Here is a 16,638-nt window from a genome sequence, read left to right as displayed (position 1 = left end):
ATCTCACTTGCGTGATTTCCATACTCACTCGTTGTTCAGTTTTCAAAGATCAAGCTCGTTGTCAGTGTCGATTATCTCGTCACCAGCAACTCTTATAATATATCACATCCAGCCGATCAATGCAAGCTCTTTTTTAACTTCTTTTTCGAGCCCGGCGTTGATGTTTCGCGGCCAGAAATAGAATATATCATGTATGGTTCTGCATTGCAAGCATTATTTTAAATTAGGTTGGATACACCGCTTCCCGCATACCCCGTAATCCGTTACACCACTTCTAAGCCATCATTCTAAACCCACAGAGCCAAGGAACTGCTGTATAATACAGCGCCCCTTGGCTCTGTGAAATAGAACAATTGAAATTATTCAGTCTTGTTACGCATATGCGGGAACAACAGAACATCACGAATTGAGGCAGCATTGGTCAGCAGCATGATCAGACGGTCTACACCGATTCCCAGTCCGCCTGTAGGAGGCATACCATATTCCAGAGCACGGATAAAGTCATCGTCCATCTCATGGGCTTCATCATTGCCCTGCTCCTTCTCCTGAATCTGCGCTTCAAAGCGCTGACGCTGGTCAATCGGGTCGTTCAGCTCACTAAAGGCATTCGCGTGCTCGCGTGCGACGATAAACAGCTCAAAGCGGTCGGTAAACCGCGGGTCTTGATCGTTCTTTTTGGCCAGCGGCGAGATTTCAACCGGGTGACCCATTACAAATGTAGGCTGAATCAATGTTTCCTCAACAAACTGCTCAAAGAAGGCATTCAGGATATGGCCGAAGGTCATATGCTTTTCAACCGGTACACGGTGCTCCTTGGCCAAACGTTGTGCTTCTTCATCCGTCATCTGAACACCAAAATCGACACCCGTCACTTCTTTGACGGCATCAACCATGGTCACACGGCGCCATCCTGGCGAGAGGTCTACTTCCTGGCCTTGATAGTTGATCTTCTGGCTGCCAAGAACCTCTTGGGCGATATGAGCAATCATGCTCTCGGTCAAATGCATAATATCCTTGTAGTCGGCATAAGCCTCATACAGCTCAATCATGGTGAACTCCGGATTATGACGCGTCGATATGCCCTCATTGCGGTATACACGGCCGATTTCATAAACTTTTTCGAGTCCGCCGACAATCAGACGTTTCAGATGCAGTTCAATCGCAATCCGCATATACAGCTGCATATCCAGCGTATTGTGGTATGTGATGAACGGACGTGCAGCGGCTCCGCCGGCAATCGCATGAAGTGTTGGGGTTTCAACCTCAAGGTAGCCAAGGGAATCCAGGTAACGGCGCATCGACTGGATGATCCGTGAACGGGCAATAAAGGTCTGCTGTACTTCAGGGTTAATGATCAGATCTACATAACGCTGGCGGTAGCGCAGCTCAACATCCTTCAGGCCATGGTACTTCTCAGGCAGCGGCAGCAGAGATTTGGACAAAACCTCAAGATTGGACACTTTAATAGAGGTTTCGCCAGTTTTTGTTTTAAATACGATACCGCGCACTCCGATAATATCGCCCAAATCGAGAACATTAAAGGCTGCGTATTGCGCCTCAGGGATGCTGTCCTGACGCACATAAATTTGGATTTTGCCGCTAAGATCCTGGATGTGGGCAAAACTCGCCTTACCCATGACACGTTTAGCCATAATCCGACCGGCAATGCTGACTTCCAGAGCCAGCTCGTCCAATTCCTCTTTTGTTTGTCCGTCATACTTAGCCAGAAGGTCCCCGGCACCTGCTGTGCGGTCATATTTTTTGCCAAACGGGTCAATTCCCAGTGCCCGCAGCTCGTCCAATTTAGCACGGCGAATCTGCAACAGCTCACTAAGCTCTTTTTCCGTGGTTTCCACGGTATTCATTTCCTCAGTCATGTTCCTCATCCTCTCTAATGCCTCATGTCATATACACAAGAAGAAACGGCTCCACCCTCATAATTGAGGGCAGTCCGTTCCAGTACAAAATATAAGCTATATGTGTTCAGCCATATTTTTCGGGCGGTATCTCTTCTTTATTTAGAAAAAAGCTTCCCTAAGGAAGCTTTCCGGGCCCTGTTCCTTCTTCTGCCAGTGCAGTGCAGTTCTCTGTGCGAGGGCAGCATGTCTATTCACAGGCGCAAAGCGCCTGTAGATTACTTCATTCGGATATCAAGAATTTTATATTGAATGACTCCTGCAGGTACACTAACATCTACAACAGTGCCGATTTTCTTACCGATAATAGCTCTGCCTACCGGGCTTTCATTGGAGATTTTATTGTTAAGCGGATCGGATTCGGCTGTACCAACGATTGTGTATTCCATCACATCGCCATATTCCATATCTTCAACGCTTACAGTAACCCCGATACTTACCACATCGGTAACGATCTCATCGCTATTGATGATGCGCGCGTTGCGGAGCATTTTTTCCAAAGTGATAATACGCCCTTCGATAAAGGCCTGTTCATTCTTCGCGTCCTCATATTCGGAGTTCTCGCTGATATCTCCGTAGCCAATCGCCACTTTAATCCGTTCGGCCACTTCGCGGCGTTTCACGGATTTGAGGGTCTCCAGTTCTTCTTCCAGACGCTTAAGTCCGTCCGGCGTAAGGATGACTTCTTTATCGCTCATCTCAACCGATTCTCCTGTCGTATACATTTATTGAAAACACCATACTATATGCGAATCCAGAGGGATAAGAACCCTCCATGCTGCATTGCCCTTGCTGTAACGGCGATTTTATACTGTGAAATTATATTGGAACCGCTACAAAATGTCAATGACGCCCCATATAATGTTCCGGTGTTATCTCTTAAAGCCAGTGGAGACGGTGATTAAACTGCCGAGAGAGACGGATTACGGTCCTCTTGTTCTTCTTCATCTTTAAGCTGTACGACAAAATCATTCAAGATCCGCACCATTTCATCGCGTTTGGTTTCTTCCATAATGACATCCTTTACGCGGGCAGCAGCCTTAAGACCTTTTAAATACCAGGCTAGATGCTTGCGCATTTCACGAACTGCTACCGCCTCGCCTTTAAGGGCCACCAAACGGTCCATATGAAGAATCGCCACTTTGATCTTCTCTTCCGCTCCGGGTTCAGGCGTCAGCTCACCTGTGCTCAAATATTGAATGGTCCGGTAAAGCATCCATGGATTGCCCAGCGCGCCGCGTCCAATCATCACCCCGTCGCAGCCGGTCTGATCCAGCATCGCCCGGGCATCCTCAGGTGTGTTAACGTCGCCGTTGCCGATGACAGGAATCGAAACAGCCTCTTTAGCCATTTTAATATACTTCCAGTCGGCATGGCCGGTGTAGAGCTGCTCACGGGTACGTCCATGCACACTGACAGCCTGGCCTCCGGCACGTTCCACTGCGCGAGCATTCTCTTCTACAAAGATATGCTCGCTGTCCCAGCCGATCCGCATTTTCACGGTAACCGGCTTGTCAACGGCTTCTACAACCGCCGAGACCATCTCGTAGATTTTGTCCGGATTCAGCAGCCAGCGGGCCCCGGCATCACATTTTGTTACTTTCGGTACGGGACACCCCATATTAATGTCGATAATATCGGCATTGGTCTCCTTATCCACAACTTTGGCCGCCTCAACGAGCGACTTACGGTCTCCGCCAAAAATCTGCAGGCTAAGCGGCTTCTCCCGTTCATCCACGAACAGCATCTCACGCGTACGCGAATTGCCGTGCAGAATAGCTTTGTCACTGACCATTTCCGCACATACCAAGCCGGTGCCGAATTCTTTTGCAATCAGCCGGAACGCCGGATTACATACACCGGCCATAGGGGCCAGAACGACCTGATTCTTCATCTCAATGCCGCCAATTTTCAGCACATTTCTTCACTTCCTTTAATTCTATTTTTAATGAATGGACGTCTTCCTAAGTAGAGGGATTGGCCAGCTCCTCGACTGAAACCTCAAGAACACCCGCAATTTTATTTAAAATTTTATCTTCCAAATGCCGGTTTCCCCTCTCGACTGCGCCTAGCACAGCCAGTGAAATTCCGACAGAATCCGCCAACTCTTGCTGGGTGTATCCTTTCAGCTTTCGGAATGCTCTGACCCGCGTTCCCATACGTTTGATGTCCACAAGCGCATTCCTTCCTTTCCGTCTATATCCTGCAGCGCTGCTGTAATGATCCCCCGGAGTCCGGAAGAATCCTCATCCGGCAGTACAATGTCACTGAGCGGAACCAGCACAAACGCCCGTTCCAGCATCCGGGGATGCGGAAGCGTTAAATCTGCCGTATCATAGCTCTGTCCTTCTACCCACAATAAATCAAGATCCACTGTTCTCGGGCCATAACGGATATCACGAACCCGGCCTAGCTGTGCTTCAATGTCGAGCATCACATGAAGCAAGTTCTCCGGCGCAAGCGTGGTGCGGAGGGCGGCTGCCATGTTCAAAAACTGCGGCTGGTCGAGATAGCCGACAGGCTCTGTCTCATATACATTGGAGCAGCGTACAACTTCGATCCCATCATAATGATCCAGCCTGTTCAAAGCTTCCTTCAAGGTGCCTTCGCGGTCACCCAAATTGGCCCCTAAAGCAATATAAGCCTCTGATACCTCAGAGGTGGAGTGTATAGTCATGGGCCCTGTCTCACTTTCTCGTTCTATGCAGTTCTACAGTCACTCCCTGAAAATGAATGTCGAACGGCGGATGCGGCTTGGTTACTTTGACCGTTACTGCATTGATAATAGTATAAGTGTCCAGTACTGAGGATGCAATATGTTCCGCCAAAGCTTCAATCAGCTTAAAGGACTTTGTTTCGACAATTTTTTTGACGAGCACATGCACTTCGGCGTAATTTACGGTTTGGTCCAGATCATCCTGAAGGCCAGCCCCCCGCAGATCAAGCTCCAGCTCAAGGTCAATATAGTAACGTTGTCCAAGCTTGCGTTCCTCTTCAAACACACCATGATATCCATAATACTCCATGCGGTGCAGCTTCATTTTATCCATCCTGATACCTGCTTTCTAATACAAAATAGTTCGTTCAGCAATAGCCATCTATTCATGCACCCGCGGAGAGGCGGCATAGAGCATCGCATCACACATAAGTACGGTACGTTTCATCGTGGCCACATCATGCACCCGCACAATCTGGCAGCCTTGGGCAATGCCGAATGCAACGGTAGCAGCGGTCCCCTCCATCACATCATCAGACGGGAGGTCCAGCACGGTACGGATGAATTTTTTGCGGGAAGTGGCAAGCAGCATGGGATAACCCAGCATCGCCAGTTCATCCAGTACCATCATCGCCTGCAAATTCTCCGCATAATCCTTGGCAAAGCCAATGCCTGGATCAAGGATGATATTATGCGGCTTCACCCCGGCTTCGAGCGCCAGGTTGATGCTGCCATTGAGGTCAGCCGCCATATCCGTGGCCAAATTCTGATAATTCCGGTCGTGGCGGTTATGCATCAAAATAATCGGACAGTCCACCTCAGCAGCCACAGCTGCCATATCAGGATCGGCTTTGCACCCCCAAATGTCGTTGATGATATGCGCCCCTGCCCGAATCGCCTGACGTGCCACCTCCGCCTTATAGGTATCTATGGATAATATCAACTGAGGTGCAGCGCGGTGGATACTCTCAATAACAGGCAGTACACGGGCCAGCTCCTCTTCCAAGTTTACTGGTTGATGGCCGGGACGGGTTGACTCTCCGCCTATATCGATAATATCGGCACCTTCAGCAGCCATTTGCAGCGCATGCTTTACCGCTTGATCCGGTTCATTCCATAGTCCGCCATCAGAGAAGGAATCCGGGGTTACATTTAAAATGCCCATAATTAACGTTCGGTCACCAAGGACCAGCTCGCTGTTGTTCCAGCGGTAGGTCCGCTTATAGATTACGGGTCTCATACTGGCTCTCCCGTCCTTTCCCTGTATAAAGTAATCAATTGCGCCGTGTGTGCCCCGCAGCGTCCTGTGCCTACAGTCAGCGCCTCATCACCGTGCCACAGTGTGGTAACCGGGACAATCTCCTGCACCGAATTGGTGAGAAACACCTCATCGGCAGCCTGAAGCTGTTCCCAGCGGTACAATCCCTCTTCCACGCGGAGTCCGGCGGCAGGAGCCAGCTTCAGGACCATTTCCCGGGTAATTCCCGGAAGGATGCCTGTGGCCAGGTCAGGCGTGTGCAGCACCTTATTGCTGATGAAAAAAATATTGCTCACAATTCCCTCAGCAATGTTCCCTTCTGCAGTCAGCATAAGCCCTTCCGTGCCGCCAGCCGCAGAGGCATATCCGGCAAGCTCCCGCTTGGCCAGTATATTATTCATATAGTGGAGTGACTTCAGCCGCACTGGTCCTTCGGGGGTATTACGCCGCAGCTGCAGCAGTTGCAGCCCTTTGCCTTCACTGTAGAGAGCGGCTGGCTGGCGCGGCAATTCTTTGATATAAAGCAAATGATTCGGGCGGCTATAGTCACCAGCCGGAAGACCAAGAATGTCTTCCCCGGCTGTAACTGTGTACCGTATATAGGCATCCTTCAGTTCGTTTTTGTCCATCACCCGTGTGATCCAGTCCTGCAAGGACGCTTCACCCGGTTCAAACGGAATGCCTAGCTGCCTGCAGCCATCAGCCAGTCTGTCCAAATGACGGCGCAGCAGGAAGGGGATGCCGTTGTAGGTGCGAAAGGTTTCAAACAAGCCCATACCGTATAAAAAACCGTGATCCAAGGTGGAGACCACGGCGTCTTTAGCCTCAACTACGCTATTGTTGAGCCCTATATATTTCATGCCGTTTCCCCGGCTCTCCGTTTCAGGAAGTTACGAAGCATGATGTGCCCATGATCCGTAATAATCGATTCAGGGTGGAACTGCACGCCTTCAATCGGGTACTCTTTATGGCGCAGGGCCATAATCTCACCTTCCGCAGTCTCGGCTGTAATCTCCAGACAATCCGGCAGACTCTCACGCTCTACAATCAGGGAATGATAGCGGGTTGCGGTAAAGGGAGATTCCAGTCCTTCAAATACGGATGTGCCGTGATGGTGAATCGGCGATGTTTTGCCATGCATTAGACGCTCCGCACGGATAACATTGCCGCCAAAAGCCTGTCCGATAGCCTGATGTCCGAGACAGACTCCAAAGATCGGTATGATCCCCTTGAAATGCTGCAGCACTTCCAGACTGATGCCGGCTTCGTTCGGCGTACAAGGTCCGGGAGAGATCAAAATATGGTCCGGAGCCAGCGCCTCTATCTCCTGAATGCTGATTTCATCGTTGCGGAATACTTTCACTTCTTCCCCCAGCTCACCCAGGTATTGCACCAGATTGTACGTAAAGGAATCATAATTATCGATGACCAAGATCATTGTATTGCTCCCCCTTCGGCGCCGCCGGTCGTCCGCAATTCCTGCTGATGCTCACTGCAGAGAACCGCCTTCACGACCGCTTTGGCTTTATTATGGCATTCCCGGTATTCGCGGTACGGATCGGAATCAATCACAATGCCCGCGCCCGTCTGAATATACCCGACTCCGTCCTTCACTGCCAGTGTTCTTATAATAATATTTAATTCCATATTGCCGTTATAGTCAATCCAGCCCAGTGATCCAGTATATGGACCACGCCGTACCGGCTCCAGCTCCTCGATGATTTCCATTGTCCGCACCTTGGGAGCGCCGGTAATGGTACCACCGGGGAACAAGGCGGCCATGACATCATAAGCATCCTTGCCGGGGGCGATGCTGCCCTCGACCTGCGAGACGAGATGCATGACATGCGAGTATCGCTCCACGGTCAGCAGCTCCGGCACGCTGACCGATCCATAGGCCGCGACCCGGCCGATATCGTTTCTCTCCAGATCGACAAGCATAATATGCTCGGCGATCTCCTTCTCGCTCCCGCGCAGCTCCGCCTCCATGGCGGCATCCTCCGCGGGAGTCAGGCCCCTGCGCCGGGTACCGGCAATGGGGCGGGCGCTGACCTTGTCCCCGTGCAGCTTGACCAGCAGCTCCGGCGAAGCGCTGGAGAGCGCGAAACCGGGCGAGCGCAGCAGCCCCATGTACGGGGACGGGTTGAGCTTGCGCAGCCATTCATACACATCCTCCGGCGAGGAATTCAGCTGCGCCTCCTGCCGCAGCGACAGGTTGACCTGGAATACATCCCCCTGGCGGATGTATTCCTGAACGTCAAGCACAGCCTGCTGGAATTGCCCGGGCGAGAAAGCAGAGGTCATGCCTGGCCATTCACCGGACAGGTCGGCGCTTGATTCAACAGCAGCGATAATTCCACGTTCCTCTTCGCGGTCTTCCTCCAGGCCGGGAGCAGAGCAGATCCCATGCCACTGTTCCACCATGCCTTCCGCCCGGACGGTTGCGTCTTGATACAGTGACTTCAGAGCGCCCAGCTCAGACGAGCTGGCCGCAGCAATCGGCACGTGCACGATGGAATAGAGCGTGTTCTCAAGATGATCATAGATCCACAGCTCTTCCAGCCGCATGAAGAGATAGTCCGGAAACCCGGGGTCATCCTGGGCAAGCACAGGGAGCTGCTCCAGAGAGCGGACTACATCATAGCTGAGGAACCCCGCACAGCCTCCACGGAACGGGGGCAGGCCGGCAACCTGCAGTTTGGGCGAGGTGAAGCCGCTCATCCAGTTTTGCAGCACTTTCAGCGGCTCTCCCTGCAGCTCCACAGCTTGCGGCACAGGTTCATTCGTTCCCGCTGCCTCCGGGGACAAGCTGAGCACCTCGGCATCCCCGCCTTTTCCTCTTAGTACTGAAACGGGCTGCAACCCCAAGTATGTGTATCGTCCGCCTTTGCCGCTCTCCAGCACCACTGAATAGGGGGAGGCCAGCTGCCAGGCCTTCATCCAGGAAGAGGGCAAGCCCTCCTTTTCCTGCGTTGATTTTATGATTAAAGGGAGGAGGCTCCAGTCCTCTTGTGCCCACTGCTCCCAATCCTGCCAAGCCGTTATGATTTCCAAAGCCATCCTCCTAAAAGTTTTGTGAAGCCTGCGCTTCTTGAAATTGCTTCGTAACAAAACTTGCTTCGTAAGCATTCGCTTAAGTTTTGTGAAGCCTGCGCTTCTTAGCATTAAGCAATCTAAAGTTTATTGCCTGTCAGTATACTGTACTTCGTGCTGCTTTGAAAAGCCTGAACCATGAATTTTCTGAAAAAACCCGTTTCAACTGACTCCAGCCTCATCTGCTGTGGAAGCACAGGAAAGATTGTATCTTTCATCATGCACAAAAAAGAGCCTTCGTTATCCCTGTCTTAGCGGATGCGAGGACTCTTAGTCATTTGCTTTGACAGCAATTATGCTTCGAAGTTATACAGCGGTGTGCTCAAGTAGCGTTCGCCGTTACTTGGGATGATCACAACTACTTTTTTGCCTGCGCCCAGTTCCTTAGCTACTTTAAGAGCCGCGAATACAGCTGCACCGGAAGAAATACCGGACAACACGCCTTCCTCTTTAGCCACGCGACGGGCAGTTTCAAATGCTTCATCGTTCTCTACGTGAATGATCTCATCGTAAATGTCCTGGTTGAGGATTTCAGGAATGAAGTTTGCGCCAATCCCCTGAATTTTGTGAGGTCCCGGTTTGCCGCCGGCCAGAATTGGCGAAGCAGCTGGTTCTACCGCATAAATCTTCACATCAGGATATTGACCCTTCAACACTTCACCTGCCCCGGAGATAGTTCCCCCTGTACCCACACCAGCGATGAAAGCATCCAGCGGTCCACCAATGGATTCAATGGCTTCCACGATTTCCGGGCCGGTTGTTTCAAGGTGGATTTTCAAGTTGGCTTTGTTCTTGAATTGTTCAGCCAGGAAGAAGCTTGGGTTCTCGCTTAAGATCTGCTCCGCTTTCTTAACCGCACCGTTCATACCTTCCGATCCTGGAGTCAGCACCAGCTCTGCGCCGTAAGCACGCAGCAGATTGCGGCGCTCAAGGCTCATCGTTTCCGGCATAACAATAATAGCCTTATAACCTTTGGCTGCAGCTACAAGCGCAAGGCCAATACCTGTATTGCCGCTGGTTGCTTCTACAATCGTGCCGCCTGGTTTCAGAAGACCTTCCTTCTCAGCCTCTTCTACAATACTGAGGGCAATGCGGTCTTTAACGCTGGAGCCCGGGTTTTGGTATTCCAGCTTCAAATAAATTTCCGCTGATCCTTCAGGAACAATACGATTGAGACGAACGAGCGGTGTGCCTCCGATCAAATCTGTTACACTGTTGACGACTTTAGCCATGAGTAAAAACCTCCTTGGAATGATAAATGATATATATGGGTGCATAACTTGTGACATACATAAGTCTTCAGCTTGTAATTCCGGGTGTGCACCAGGAGATTCAATACCGCAGCGCCAAGTTATAGCGCTGTTCCGCGGCCAATATGATCTGCCGCCATCTATTTCCGACTAAAACAGTAGGTTTTCCATTTAATTTCATATTATCAATCTTGCAGGCTGTTGTCAATATATATCGCTGTATCATATTTAGCGCGCAAATCACTCTCCACCTGCTGTAATGGAGCCGCCTGCTCCAGTGCCAGCTCCCGGCGAACCTGCTCACGGATTTCCGTCTGATCCTGGCTTTTGGGATCAATCATTTTCTCCAGCCGGATAATGGCATAATCATCGCCCGTCTGCAGGGGACCTGCGATATCCCCTTCGTCCAGCTGCGCTGCCGTCTTCAGCAGATCCTCCGGCCAAAAGGGATCCTCCTCCTCCACCGTTCCGATGCTGCCGCCGCGCCCCCTGCTTTCCTCATCTATGGATAATTCCTTGGCAAGTGTAGCAAAGTCCTCCCCTTGCTCCAGCCGGTCCATTACACGCTCAGCTTCGCTGTAGGTGGCCACTTTAATTATTGAGAGCTGCATTTCTTTCCTCGGTGTGAACCGCTCGGAATTCTCCGCTAAATAATTATCAATTTCCGCATCAGTAATTGTAATGCCTGCAGTTGCAACTGCCTGAAGAGTCAGACGATACACCGCTTCTTCACGCACTTCCTGACGGGAAAGCCCCAGCTCCGACTGCATCTGGGTATAGTATTGCTCTTCCGAACCGTAACCGGTCATGCTGCGCTTCAATTCCTGCTCAATCTCCTCATCTGTCACAGCAACACCAAGAGCCTTGGCCTCTTTGTCGACTACAATATGATTAAGCATGCCCAGCAGCACATCATTACCGTACTTTTTTTTGAGTTCATCCACCCAGGCTTGATCCGTTACCGGTTGGCCTCCCGCAGAGGCGATGTCCGAGGACTCGCCGTCCGCCGGCTCTCCTTTAAGAATGGACATCGCCCGCAAACTCCAGAATAAAAGACCTCCGAGCATCAAAGTCGCGACAGCCAGTAGAATAACGGCATTGCGCAGCGCGCGCTCCTGTCTTGTCATCATCCTCAGCCCTACGATTTCGCTTGATCCAGGATAACCTGCAATTCATCCTTATTAAAAACATAGGCTTCGTTGCAAAAATGGCAGACAACCTCAGCCTGATCATCTTCTTCAATCAAACGTTCCAGCTCTTTCTCACCCAAGCTGACCAGTGTCTGCTCCACCCGTTCACGCGAGCATTGGCAGACAAAATTGATATCCAGCTCATCCATAATCACTGCATCCGGTAAAAGATAACGGAGCATCTCTTCGGGTTCCAGCCCCTCCTCCAGTAAAGCGGTTACTGAAGGCAGCGACCCTACCGCCCGCTCAATCTCAGTGATCTCTTCATCCGTAAGCCCTGGAAGCAGTTGTACAATAAATCCTCCGGCTACGCGCACGGAGTTATCGGTTTCAACCAGCACACCAAGACCCACCGCAGCCGGTGTTTGTTCGGAAACTGCAAAATAATACGTGAAATCATCGCCGAGCTCACCGGAAATAATCGGCACACTTCCCCGGTAGGGCTCCTTCATGCCTAAATCCTTACTGATATCAATAAACCCTTCCGTACCCACGGCGCCTGCGACATCCAGCTTGCCAAGACTATTGCTCGGCAGATGAACATGCGGGTTGGTCACATAACCGCGTACCTCTCCAAAAGCATTTGATTCTGCAGTAATCTGTCCGATCGGTCCATTGCCTTTGACCATCACGGCGAGTTTCTCCTGACCTTTGAGCATTGCGCCCATCATGGCTGCAGCGGTAACTGTACGGCCCAGTGCGGCTGTAGCCGTTGGATACGTATCATGTCTGCGCCGCAATTCATCAACCAGCGCTGTCGTGCGCACAGCAAAAGCTCTGACTCTGCCATCCAGCGCCGTTCCCCGGACCAGCCGGTCCTTTTTGTTATCCATCGGGTGCATACTCCTCCTATCTCTTGCCCTTTTAAGGCTTCTTTATTTTATTTGTTGCGGTCATAAATAATACGCAGACCTTCCAGCGTCAGCATTGGATTCACTTCATCAATACAATCCGTTTCACCGGCAATGAGCGGGGCAAGTCCACCCGTAGCGATGACCTTCAGCACCGGCGCATTCATTTCCAGCTTAATGCGCCTTACAATCCCTTCAACCTGCCCGGCATAGCCGAAAATAATCCCTGCCTGCATAGCGTGGACCGTGTTCCGTCCGATTACCTTCTTCGGCTTCTCCAGCTCAATCCGTGGCAGTTTGGAAGCCCGCTGATATAAAGCCTCGGTAGAAATGCCGAGTCCCGGCACAATCGCCCCGCCAAGATAATTGGCACCTGCGTCAATGCAATCGAAGGTAGTCGCAGTTCCGAAATCAACAACAACGAGCGGACATTTATATTGCTCAATGGCAGCAACCGCATTAACAATCCGGTCAGCGCCTACCTCACGCGGATTCTCATAGCGCAGGTTAAGCCCAGTCTTGATTCCTGGACCTACCAGCAGCGGATCCTTGCCAATATATTTCACACACATCTCCACGATGACCTGAACAAGCGGCGGCACTACCGAGGAGATAATAACCCCTTCGATATCCTTCACCGAAAGGCCCGACATGCTGAATAAGTTATGGATCAGAACTCCATACTCATCCACGGTAGACTGGCGTGCGGTATTGAGCCTGAAGTGGTGCAGCAGCTCACGCTGCCGGTACACACCGAGGACAATATTGGTATTGCCGATATCGACGGCGAGCATCATGACAGCGGGCCCTCCTTCTTCGCATTCAGATCCAGACTGATGTCCAGACTGGAGAAAGAATAGGTGAGACGGCCCACTGAAATTACATCAACGCCGGACTCCGCAATACGGCGAACCGTTTCCAAAGATACATTACCCGATGCTTCAGTCTTGACATGAGGCGATTTCGCCTTAATTCTTCTCACAGCTTCCTTCATCAGTTCAGGAGACATATTATCAAGCATGATGATATCGGCTCCGGCAACAAGTGCTTCCTCCACCTGCTCAAGGTTTTCCGTCTCTACTTCAATCGTCATTGTATGCGGAATATTAGCCCGTGCACGTCCTACAGCCTGACGGATTCCACCAGCGCCTTTGATATGATTATCCTTAATCATTACCGCATCATATAATCCGAATCGGTGATTCGCTCCACCACCGACCCGTACAGCGTATTTCTCCAGCATCCGGTGACCGGGTGTTGTCTTGCGCGTATCCACCAGACGCGTTGGCAAGCCCTGCAGCTCCTGAACAAAGGAGGCGGTACGTGAAGCCACACCGGACAACCGCTGCATCAAATTAAGTGCCAGCCGTTCCCCGGTGAGGATCGCATGCGTGCTGCCTTCAACTTCTGCGATGACCGTTCCCTTGGACACACTCTGGCCTTCTTGCACCAGTCCCGTGAACACAAGCGACGGATCTACAATCTCAAACACAAGCTCCGCTACAGGGATTCCGCAGATAATGCCGTCCTCTTTGGCATGAATAATACCCTTGGACTCATGGCCTGCAGGTATCGTCGTACGGGTCGTTATATCCCCGGAGCCCACATCCTCCTGCAGCCAGCCTTTAATTGCCTGTACCAGCTCTTCATTATATCCATTAAACATCATCACTTAATTCCTCCACTATTCCCAGTTCGCGAATCTGTAGCAGATGTTTCTGCCACTCTGCATCATTCCGCAGCGGATAGTCTTCACGGTAATGTGCTCCGCGGCTCTCCTCCCGTGCCAAAGCCGATTCCGTAATCAGCAGGCAGCAGGTCAGCATATTGGCGAACTCGTACTCCTCACGTTTGGTCAGCGCCGAAGCAAAAATCGGCAGCTGCCGTTTCAATTCCTCCAGTCCCTTGGACAACATCTCCTCATTCCGCCGCAATCCGGCGTAACGGACCATTACCTTCTGCAGCTTAAGCCGCCGCTCCACAATAGCTTGTGTAGGAGACTCAACACGGCCTTGCTGACTGACTGCCGAAATCGTCTCCCGCCGGAGCGGAGGAAGCTGGCGAATGCGTTCAATAATCCGCCGCCCGAACACAATGGCCTCGGACAAAGAATTGCTCGCCAAGCGGTTGGCTCCATGCACCCCGGTGGAAGACACCTCACCGCAGGCGAATAAACGGGAGATATTGCTCTCTCCGTTGAGATCGGTCTTAATGCCCCCCATCATATAATGCGCAGCAGGAGCCACGGGAATCCAGTCCGTTGTAATATCCAGTCCGTAGCCCATACATGTCTCATATATCGTGGGAAAACGATGTTTGACCATATCGGCCGATTCATGCGTAATATCCAAATAGACAAAGGTCGACTTGGTCAGCTCCATCTCACTGACAATGGCCCGGGCCACGATATCGCGGGGTGCCAGTTCCAGCAGCTCGTGATAACGTTCCATGAACCGCTCTCCATTGATATTACGCAGCACGGCTCCCTCGCCGCGTACCGCTTCCGAGATCAGAAACCTCGGGGCTCCCGGATAACTAAGCGCCGTCGGATGGAATTGGATAAATTCCATGTCGCGCACATGGGCTCCGGCCCGGTAAGCGATGGCTACGCCGTCTCCGGTCGCAACTTCCGGATTAGTAGTATAGCGGTACAATTGTCCCGCCCCCCCGGAGCATAGAATCGTTGCATCGGCCTGCAGGAACAATCTGCCTCCGCCCGGCCGCTGTACCAGCGCCCCAAGGCATTCGCCGCCTTCGGTAACGAGATCAATGACATAATGATCATCCCATACCTCTATATTGTCATGTTCAGTAACCTGTTCAGAGAGTGCACGCACAATTTCAAAGCCCGTAGCATCCCCGTTGGCATGCAGAATCCGGCGGTGGCTGTGTGCTCCTTCTTGAGTCAAAGCCAATATGCCATCTTCCTTGTCAAATACGGTGCCGAGCCGGATCAGCTCATGCACCCCGCCCGGTCCTTCATTCACCAATACATCAACAGCAGCCGAGGAGCAGAGCCCTGCACCAGCCATTAGTGTATCCTGCCGGTGATATGCCGGAGAGTCATCTTCGGCTATTACAGCGGCAATTCCTCCCTGAGCATATCTAGTATTGCTCTCCATCAGCGATTTCTTAGTAATCATAATGACATGCCGGTCTTCACTCGCTTTAATAGCCGTGAACAATCCGGCGATACCTGAACCGATAACAATGCAATCCGTCTTTACTGTAGGAAGCTCGCGAAGGTCGAAATCAACCAAATACTGTGGAATCATGACCGCTTTTCACCTGTTTCAACGAAAGAGTAGCGCATGCTACCGGACTTGTAGCATGCGCTCTAGGGAAGTTCTGGCTTTGTCGGCGACAGCGGGCGGTACGTAAATCTGCGGCTTCATCGTCTCCAGGCATTTGACCAGTTTCTTTAAATTATTGACTTTCATATTAGGGCATACAAGAAATTTTGTTGCAAAATGGAATTCCTTATCCGGACTATCCAAGCGGAGCTGGTATCCGGTACCGTCTTCTGTCCCAACAATGAACTGCCGGCGGTCCGATTTCCGGCAATATTCAAGAATCGAGGTGGTGCTGCCTACATAATCGCCCATGGCAACCACTTCAGGACGGCATTCCGGATGCACCACAAACTCGGCTTCCGGATATTTTGCTTTCATTTCCACTACATCTTTAACGGTAAGCATATCATGAGTGTTGCAATAGCCTTCCCAGATAATCAGCTTCTTGCCCGTCTGATCCTGGACATATTGGCCCAGATTCTTATCCGGCACCCAGATAATTTCTTCCGCATCGAGTGATTCGATGACCTTCACAGCGTTGGCAGAGGTACAACAAATATCAGTCTCTGCTTTAATTTCAGCCGACGAGTTGATATAAGTCACCACTTTAGCATTCGGATGCTGTGCTTTCAGCTTGCGCAAGCCATCCACATTGACCATATCAGCCATCGGACAACCGGCGCGTTCATCAGGAATAAGCACAGTTTTGTTAGGCGCCAGAATCTTAGCGCTTTCCCCCATGAAATGAACACCGCAGAAGACAATCACTTCCGCGTCCGTCTCTGCTGCTTTTTGAGCGAGTAAAAAAGAGTCGCCCCGGAAATCGGCAACCTCCTGAATTTCATCACGCTGATAATAATGAGCCAAAATGATTGCATTCCGTTCTTTTTTCAGCTGTTCGAGGCGCACACGAAGTTCGCGATTTTGTTCCTGCTTGCGCTCAAGCGCCAGAGCTTCCACGGTTAGTTCTCCCCCTTATTTCTTCACGGCGTAAGCCGGCTCTACATTCGAATAGATTATATGTTCCTTGCGGATCTGCACAGCCACTCAGCTCTGCTATAGATAGTTATC

The 16,638-nt window shown here is 51.2% G+C and carries 17 protein-coding genes; all 17 read right to left on the bottom strand.

What is annotated here, in order from left to right; genetic code table 11:
* Positions 1-359 precede the first annotated feature (359 nt).
* Entirely contained in the window at positions 360-1,877 is a 1,518-nt protein-coding gene (lysS, locus tag MHI45_RS19030; RefSeq protein WP_156130789.1) for a lysine--tRNA ligase, read from the bottom strand.
* Between the two features lie 257 nt (positions 1,878-2,134).
* Positions 2,135-2,614, bottom strand: a complete 480-nt coding sequence (gene greA / locus MHI45_RS19025) for a transcription elongation factor GreA (protein ID WP_038584463.1) — start codon at positions 2,612-2,614, stop codon at positions 2,135-2,137.
* A gap of 203 nt (positions 2,615-2,817) precedes the next feature.
* Positions 2,818-3,834, bottom strand: coding sequence for a tRNA dihydrouridine synthase DusB (gene dusB / locus MHI45_RS19020; RefSeq protein WP_038584461.1), 1,017 nt, complete (start codon positions 3,832-3,834; stop codon positions 2,818-2,820).
* Between the two features lie 46 nt (positions 3,835-3,880).
* Positions 3,881-4,090: a helix-turn-helix domain-containing protein gene (locus MHI45_RS19015; protein WP_445667505.1), complete on the bottom strand. Its 210-nt coding sequence runs from the start codon at positions 4,088-4,090 to the stop codon at positions 3,881-3,883.
* The gene (gene folK / locus MHI45_RS19010; protein ID WP_076113652.1) at positions 4,042-4,593 is read right to left on the bottom strand and encodes a 2-amino-4-hydroxy-6-hydroxymethyldihydropteridine diphosphokinase; all 552 of its coding nucleotides are present in this window, start codon (positions 4,591-4,593) and stop codon (positions 4,042-4,044) included. The genes MHI45_RS19015 and folK overlap by 49 nt, the downstream gene beginning before the upstream one ends.
* A 10-nt stretch (positions 4,594-4,603) precedes the next feature.
* Positions 4,604-4,966, bottom strand: coding sequence for a dihydroneopterin aldolase (gene folB / locus MHI45_RS19005; RefSeq protein WP_340895655.1), 363 nt, complete (start codon positions 4,964-4,966; stop codon positions 4,604-4,606).
* Between the two features lie 48 nt (positions 4,967-5,014).
* Positions 5,015-5,872: a dihydropteroate synthase gene (gene folP, locus MHI45_RS19000; protein ID WP_341119296.1), complete on the bottom strand. Its 858-nt coding sequence runs from the start codon at positions 5,870-5,872 to the stop codon at positions 5,015-5,017.
* On the bottom strand, positions 5,869-6,750 hold the full coding sequence (locus MHI45_RS18995) for an aminotransferase class IV (RefSeq protein ID WP_341119295.1): 882 nt from the start codon (positions 6,748-6,750) through the stop codon (positions 5,869-5,871). Before MHI45_RS18995 ends, folP begins: the two co-directional genes overlap by 4 nt.
* Positions 6,747-7,328 (bottom strand): aminodeoxychorismate/anthranilate synthase component II, encoded by a 582-nt coding sequence (pabA, locus tag MHI45_RS18990; RefSeq protein WP_038584443.1) that lies wholly within the window; start codon positions 7,326-7,328, stop codon positions 6,747-6,749. The genes MHI45_RS18995 and pabA overlap by 4 nt, the downstream gene beginning before the upstream one ends.
* Positions 7,325-8,944 (bottom strand): anthranilate synthase component I family protein, encoded by a 1,620-nt coding sequence (locus tag MHI45_RS18985; RefSeq protein WP_445667504.1) that lies wholly within the window; start codon positions 8,942-8,944, stop codon positions 7,325-7,327. Before MHI45_RS18985 ends, pabA begins: the two co-directional genes overlap by 4 nt.
* 332 nt (positions 8,945-9,276) lie before the next feature.
* Entirely contained in the window at positions 9,277-10,215 is a 939-nt protein-coding gene (cysK, locus tag MHI45_RS18980) for a cysteine synthase A (RefSeq protein ID WP_038584437.1), read from the bottom strand.
* A gap of 203 nt (positions 10,216-10,418) precedes the next feature.
* Positions 10,419-11,363, bottom strand: coding sequence for a peptidylprolyl isomerase (locus MHI45_RS18975; protein ID WP_341119294.1), 945 nt, complete (start codon positions 11,361-11,363; stop codon positions 10,419-10,421).
* An 8-nt stretch (positions 11,364-11,371) separates the two neighbouring features.
* Complete coding sequence (gene hslO, locus MHI45_RS18970; RefSeq protein ID WP_076113644.1) at positions 11,372-12,256, bottom strand: Hsp33 family molecular chaperone HslO; 885 nt, start codon at positions 12,254-12,256, stop codon at positions 11,372-11,374.
* A 47-nt stretch (positions 12,257-12,303) separates the two neighbouring features.
* Positions 12,304-13,071 (bottom strand): type III pantothenate kinase, encoded by a 768-nt coding sequence (locus MHI45_RS18965; RefSeq protein WP_038584431.1) that lies wholly within the window; start codon positions 13,069-13,071, stop codon positions 12,304-12,306.
* Positions 13,068-13,943, bottom strand: coding sequence for a carboxylating nicotinate-nucleotide diphosphorylase (gene nadC / locus MHI45_RS18960; protein ID WP_076113643.1), 876 nt, complete (start codon positions 13,941-13,943; stop codon positions 13,068-13,070). Before nadC ends, MHI45_RS18965 begins: the two co-directional genes overlap by 4 nt.
* Positions 13,933-15,549, bottom strand: coding sequence for an L-aspartate oxidase (gene nadB, locus MHI45_RS18955; protein WP_340895674.1), 1,617 nt, complete (start codon positions 15,547-15,549; stop codon positions 13,933-13,935). The genes nadC and nadB overlap by 11 nt, the downstream gene beginning before the upstream one ends.
* Positions 15,550-15,588: 39 nt before the next feature.
* On the bottom strand, positions 15,589-16,527 hold the full coding sequence (gene nadA / locus MHI45_RS18950; protein ID WP_038584425.1) for a quinolinate synthase NadA: 939 nt from the start codon (positions 16,525-16,527) through the stop codon (positions 15,589-15,591).
* Positions 16,528-16,638 lie beyond the last annotated feature (111 nt).

Origin of the sequence: Paenibacillus sp. FSL H3-0321 (assembly GCF_038002865.1) — a bacterium.
Lineage (GTDB): Bacteria > Bacillota > Bacilli > Paenibacillales > Paenibacillaceae > Paenibacillus_AQ.
Note: the sequence above shows the minus strand (reverse complement) of the source record. Positions and strands in the feature narration are given on the sequence as shown.

Excerpts from the sequence above, each read along its gene's own strand:
- lysS (WP_156130789.1), bottom strand. The coding sequence starts at position 1,877 with ATGACTGAGGAAATGAATACCGTGGAAACCACGGAAAAAGAGCTTAGT.
- greA (WP_038584463.1), bottom strand. The coding sequence starts at position 2,614 with ATGAGCGATAAAGAAGTCATCCTTACGCCGGACGGACTTAAGCGTCTG.
- folK (WP_076113652.1), bottom strand. The coding sequence starts at position 4,593 with ATGACTATACACTCCACCTCTGAGGTATCAGAGGCTTATATTGCTTTA.
- folB (WP_340895655.1), bottom strand. The coding sequence starts at position 4,966 with ATGGATAAAATGAAGCTGCACCGCATGGAGTATTATGGATATCATGGT.
- folP (WP_341119296.1), bottom strand. The coding sequence starts at position 5,872 with ATGAGACCCGTAATCTATAAGCGGACCTACCGCTGGAACAACAGCGAG.
- MHI45_RS18995 (WP_341119295.1), bottom strand. The coding sequence starts at position 6,750 with ATGAAATATATAGGGCTCAACAATAGCGTAGTTGAGGCTAAAGACGCC.
- pabA (WP_038584443.1), bottom strand. The coding sequence starts at position 7,328 with ATGATCTTGGTCATCGATAATTATGATTCCTTTACGTACAATCTGGTG.
- cysK (WP_038584437.1), bottom strand. The coding sequence starts at position 10,215 with ATGGCTAAAGTCGTCAACAGTGTAACAGATTTGATCGGAGGCACACCG.
- MHI45_RS18975 (WP_341119294.1), bottom strand. The coding sequence starts at position 11,363 with ATGATGACAAGACAGGAGCGCGCGCTGCGCAATGCCGTTATTCTACTG.
- hslO (WP_076113644.1), bottom strand. The coding sequence starts at position 12,256 with ATGGATAACAAAAAGGACCGGCTGGTCCGGGGAACGGCGCTGGATGGC.
- MHI45_RS18965 (WP_038584431.1), bottom strand. The coding sequence starts at position 13,071 with ATGATGCTCGCCGTCGATATCGGCAATACCAATATTGTCCTCGGTGTG.
- nadC (WP_076113643.1), bottom strand. The coding sequence starts at position 13,943 with ATGATGTTTAATGGATATAATGAAGAGCTGGTACAGGCAATTAAAGGC.
- nadB (WP_340895674.1), bottom strand. The coding sequence starts at position 15,549 with ATGATTCCACAGTATTTGGTTGATTTCGACCTTCGCGAGCTTCCTACA.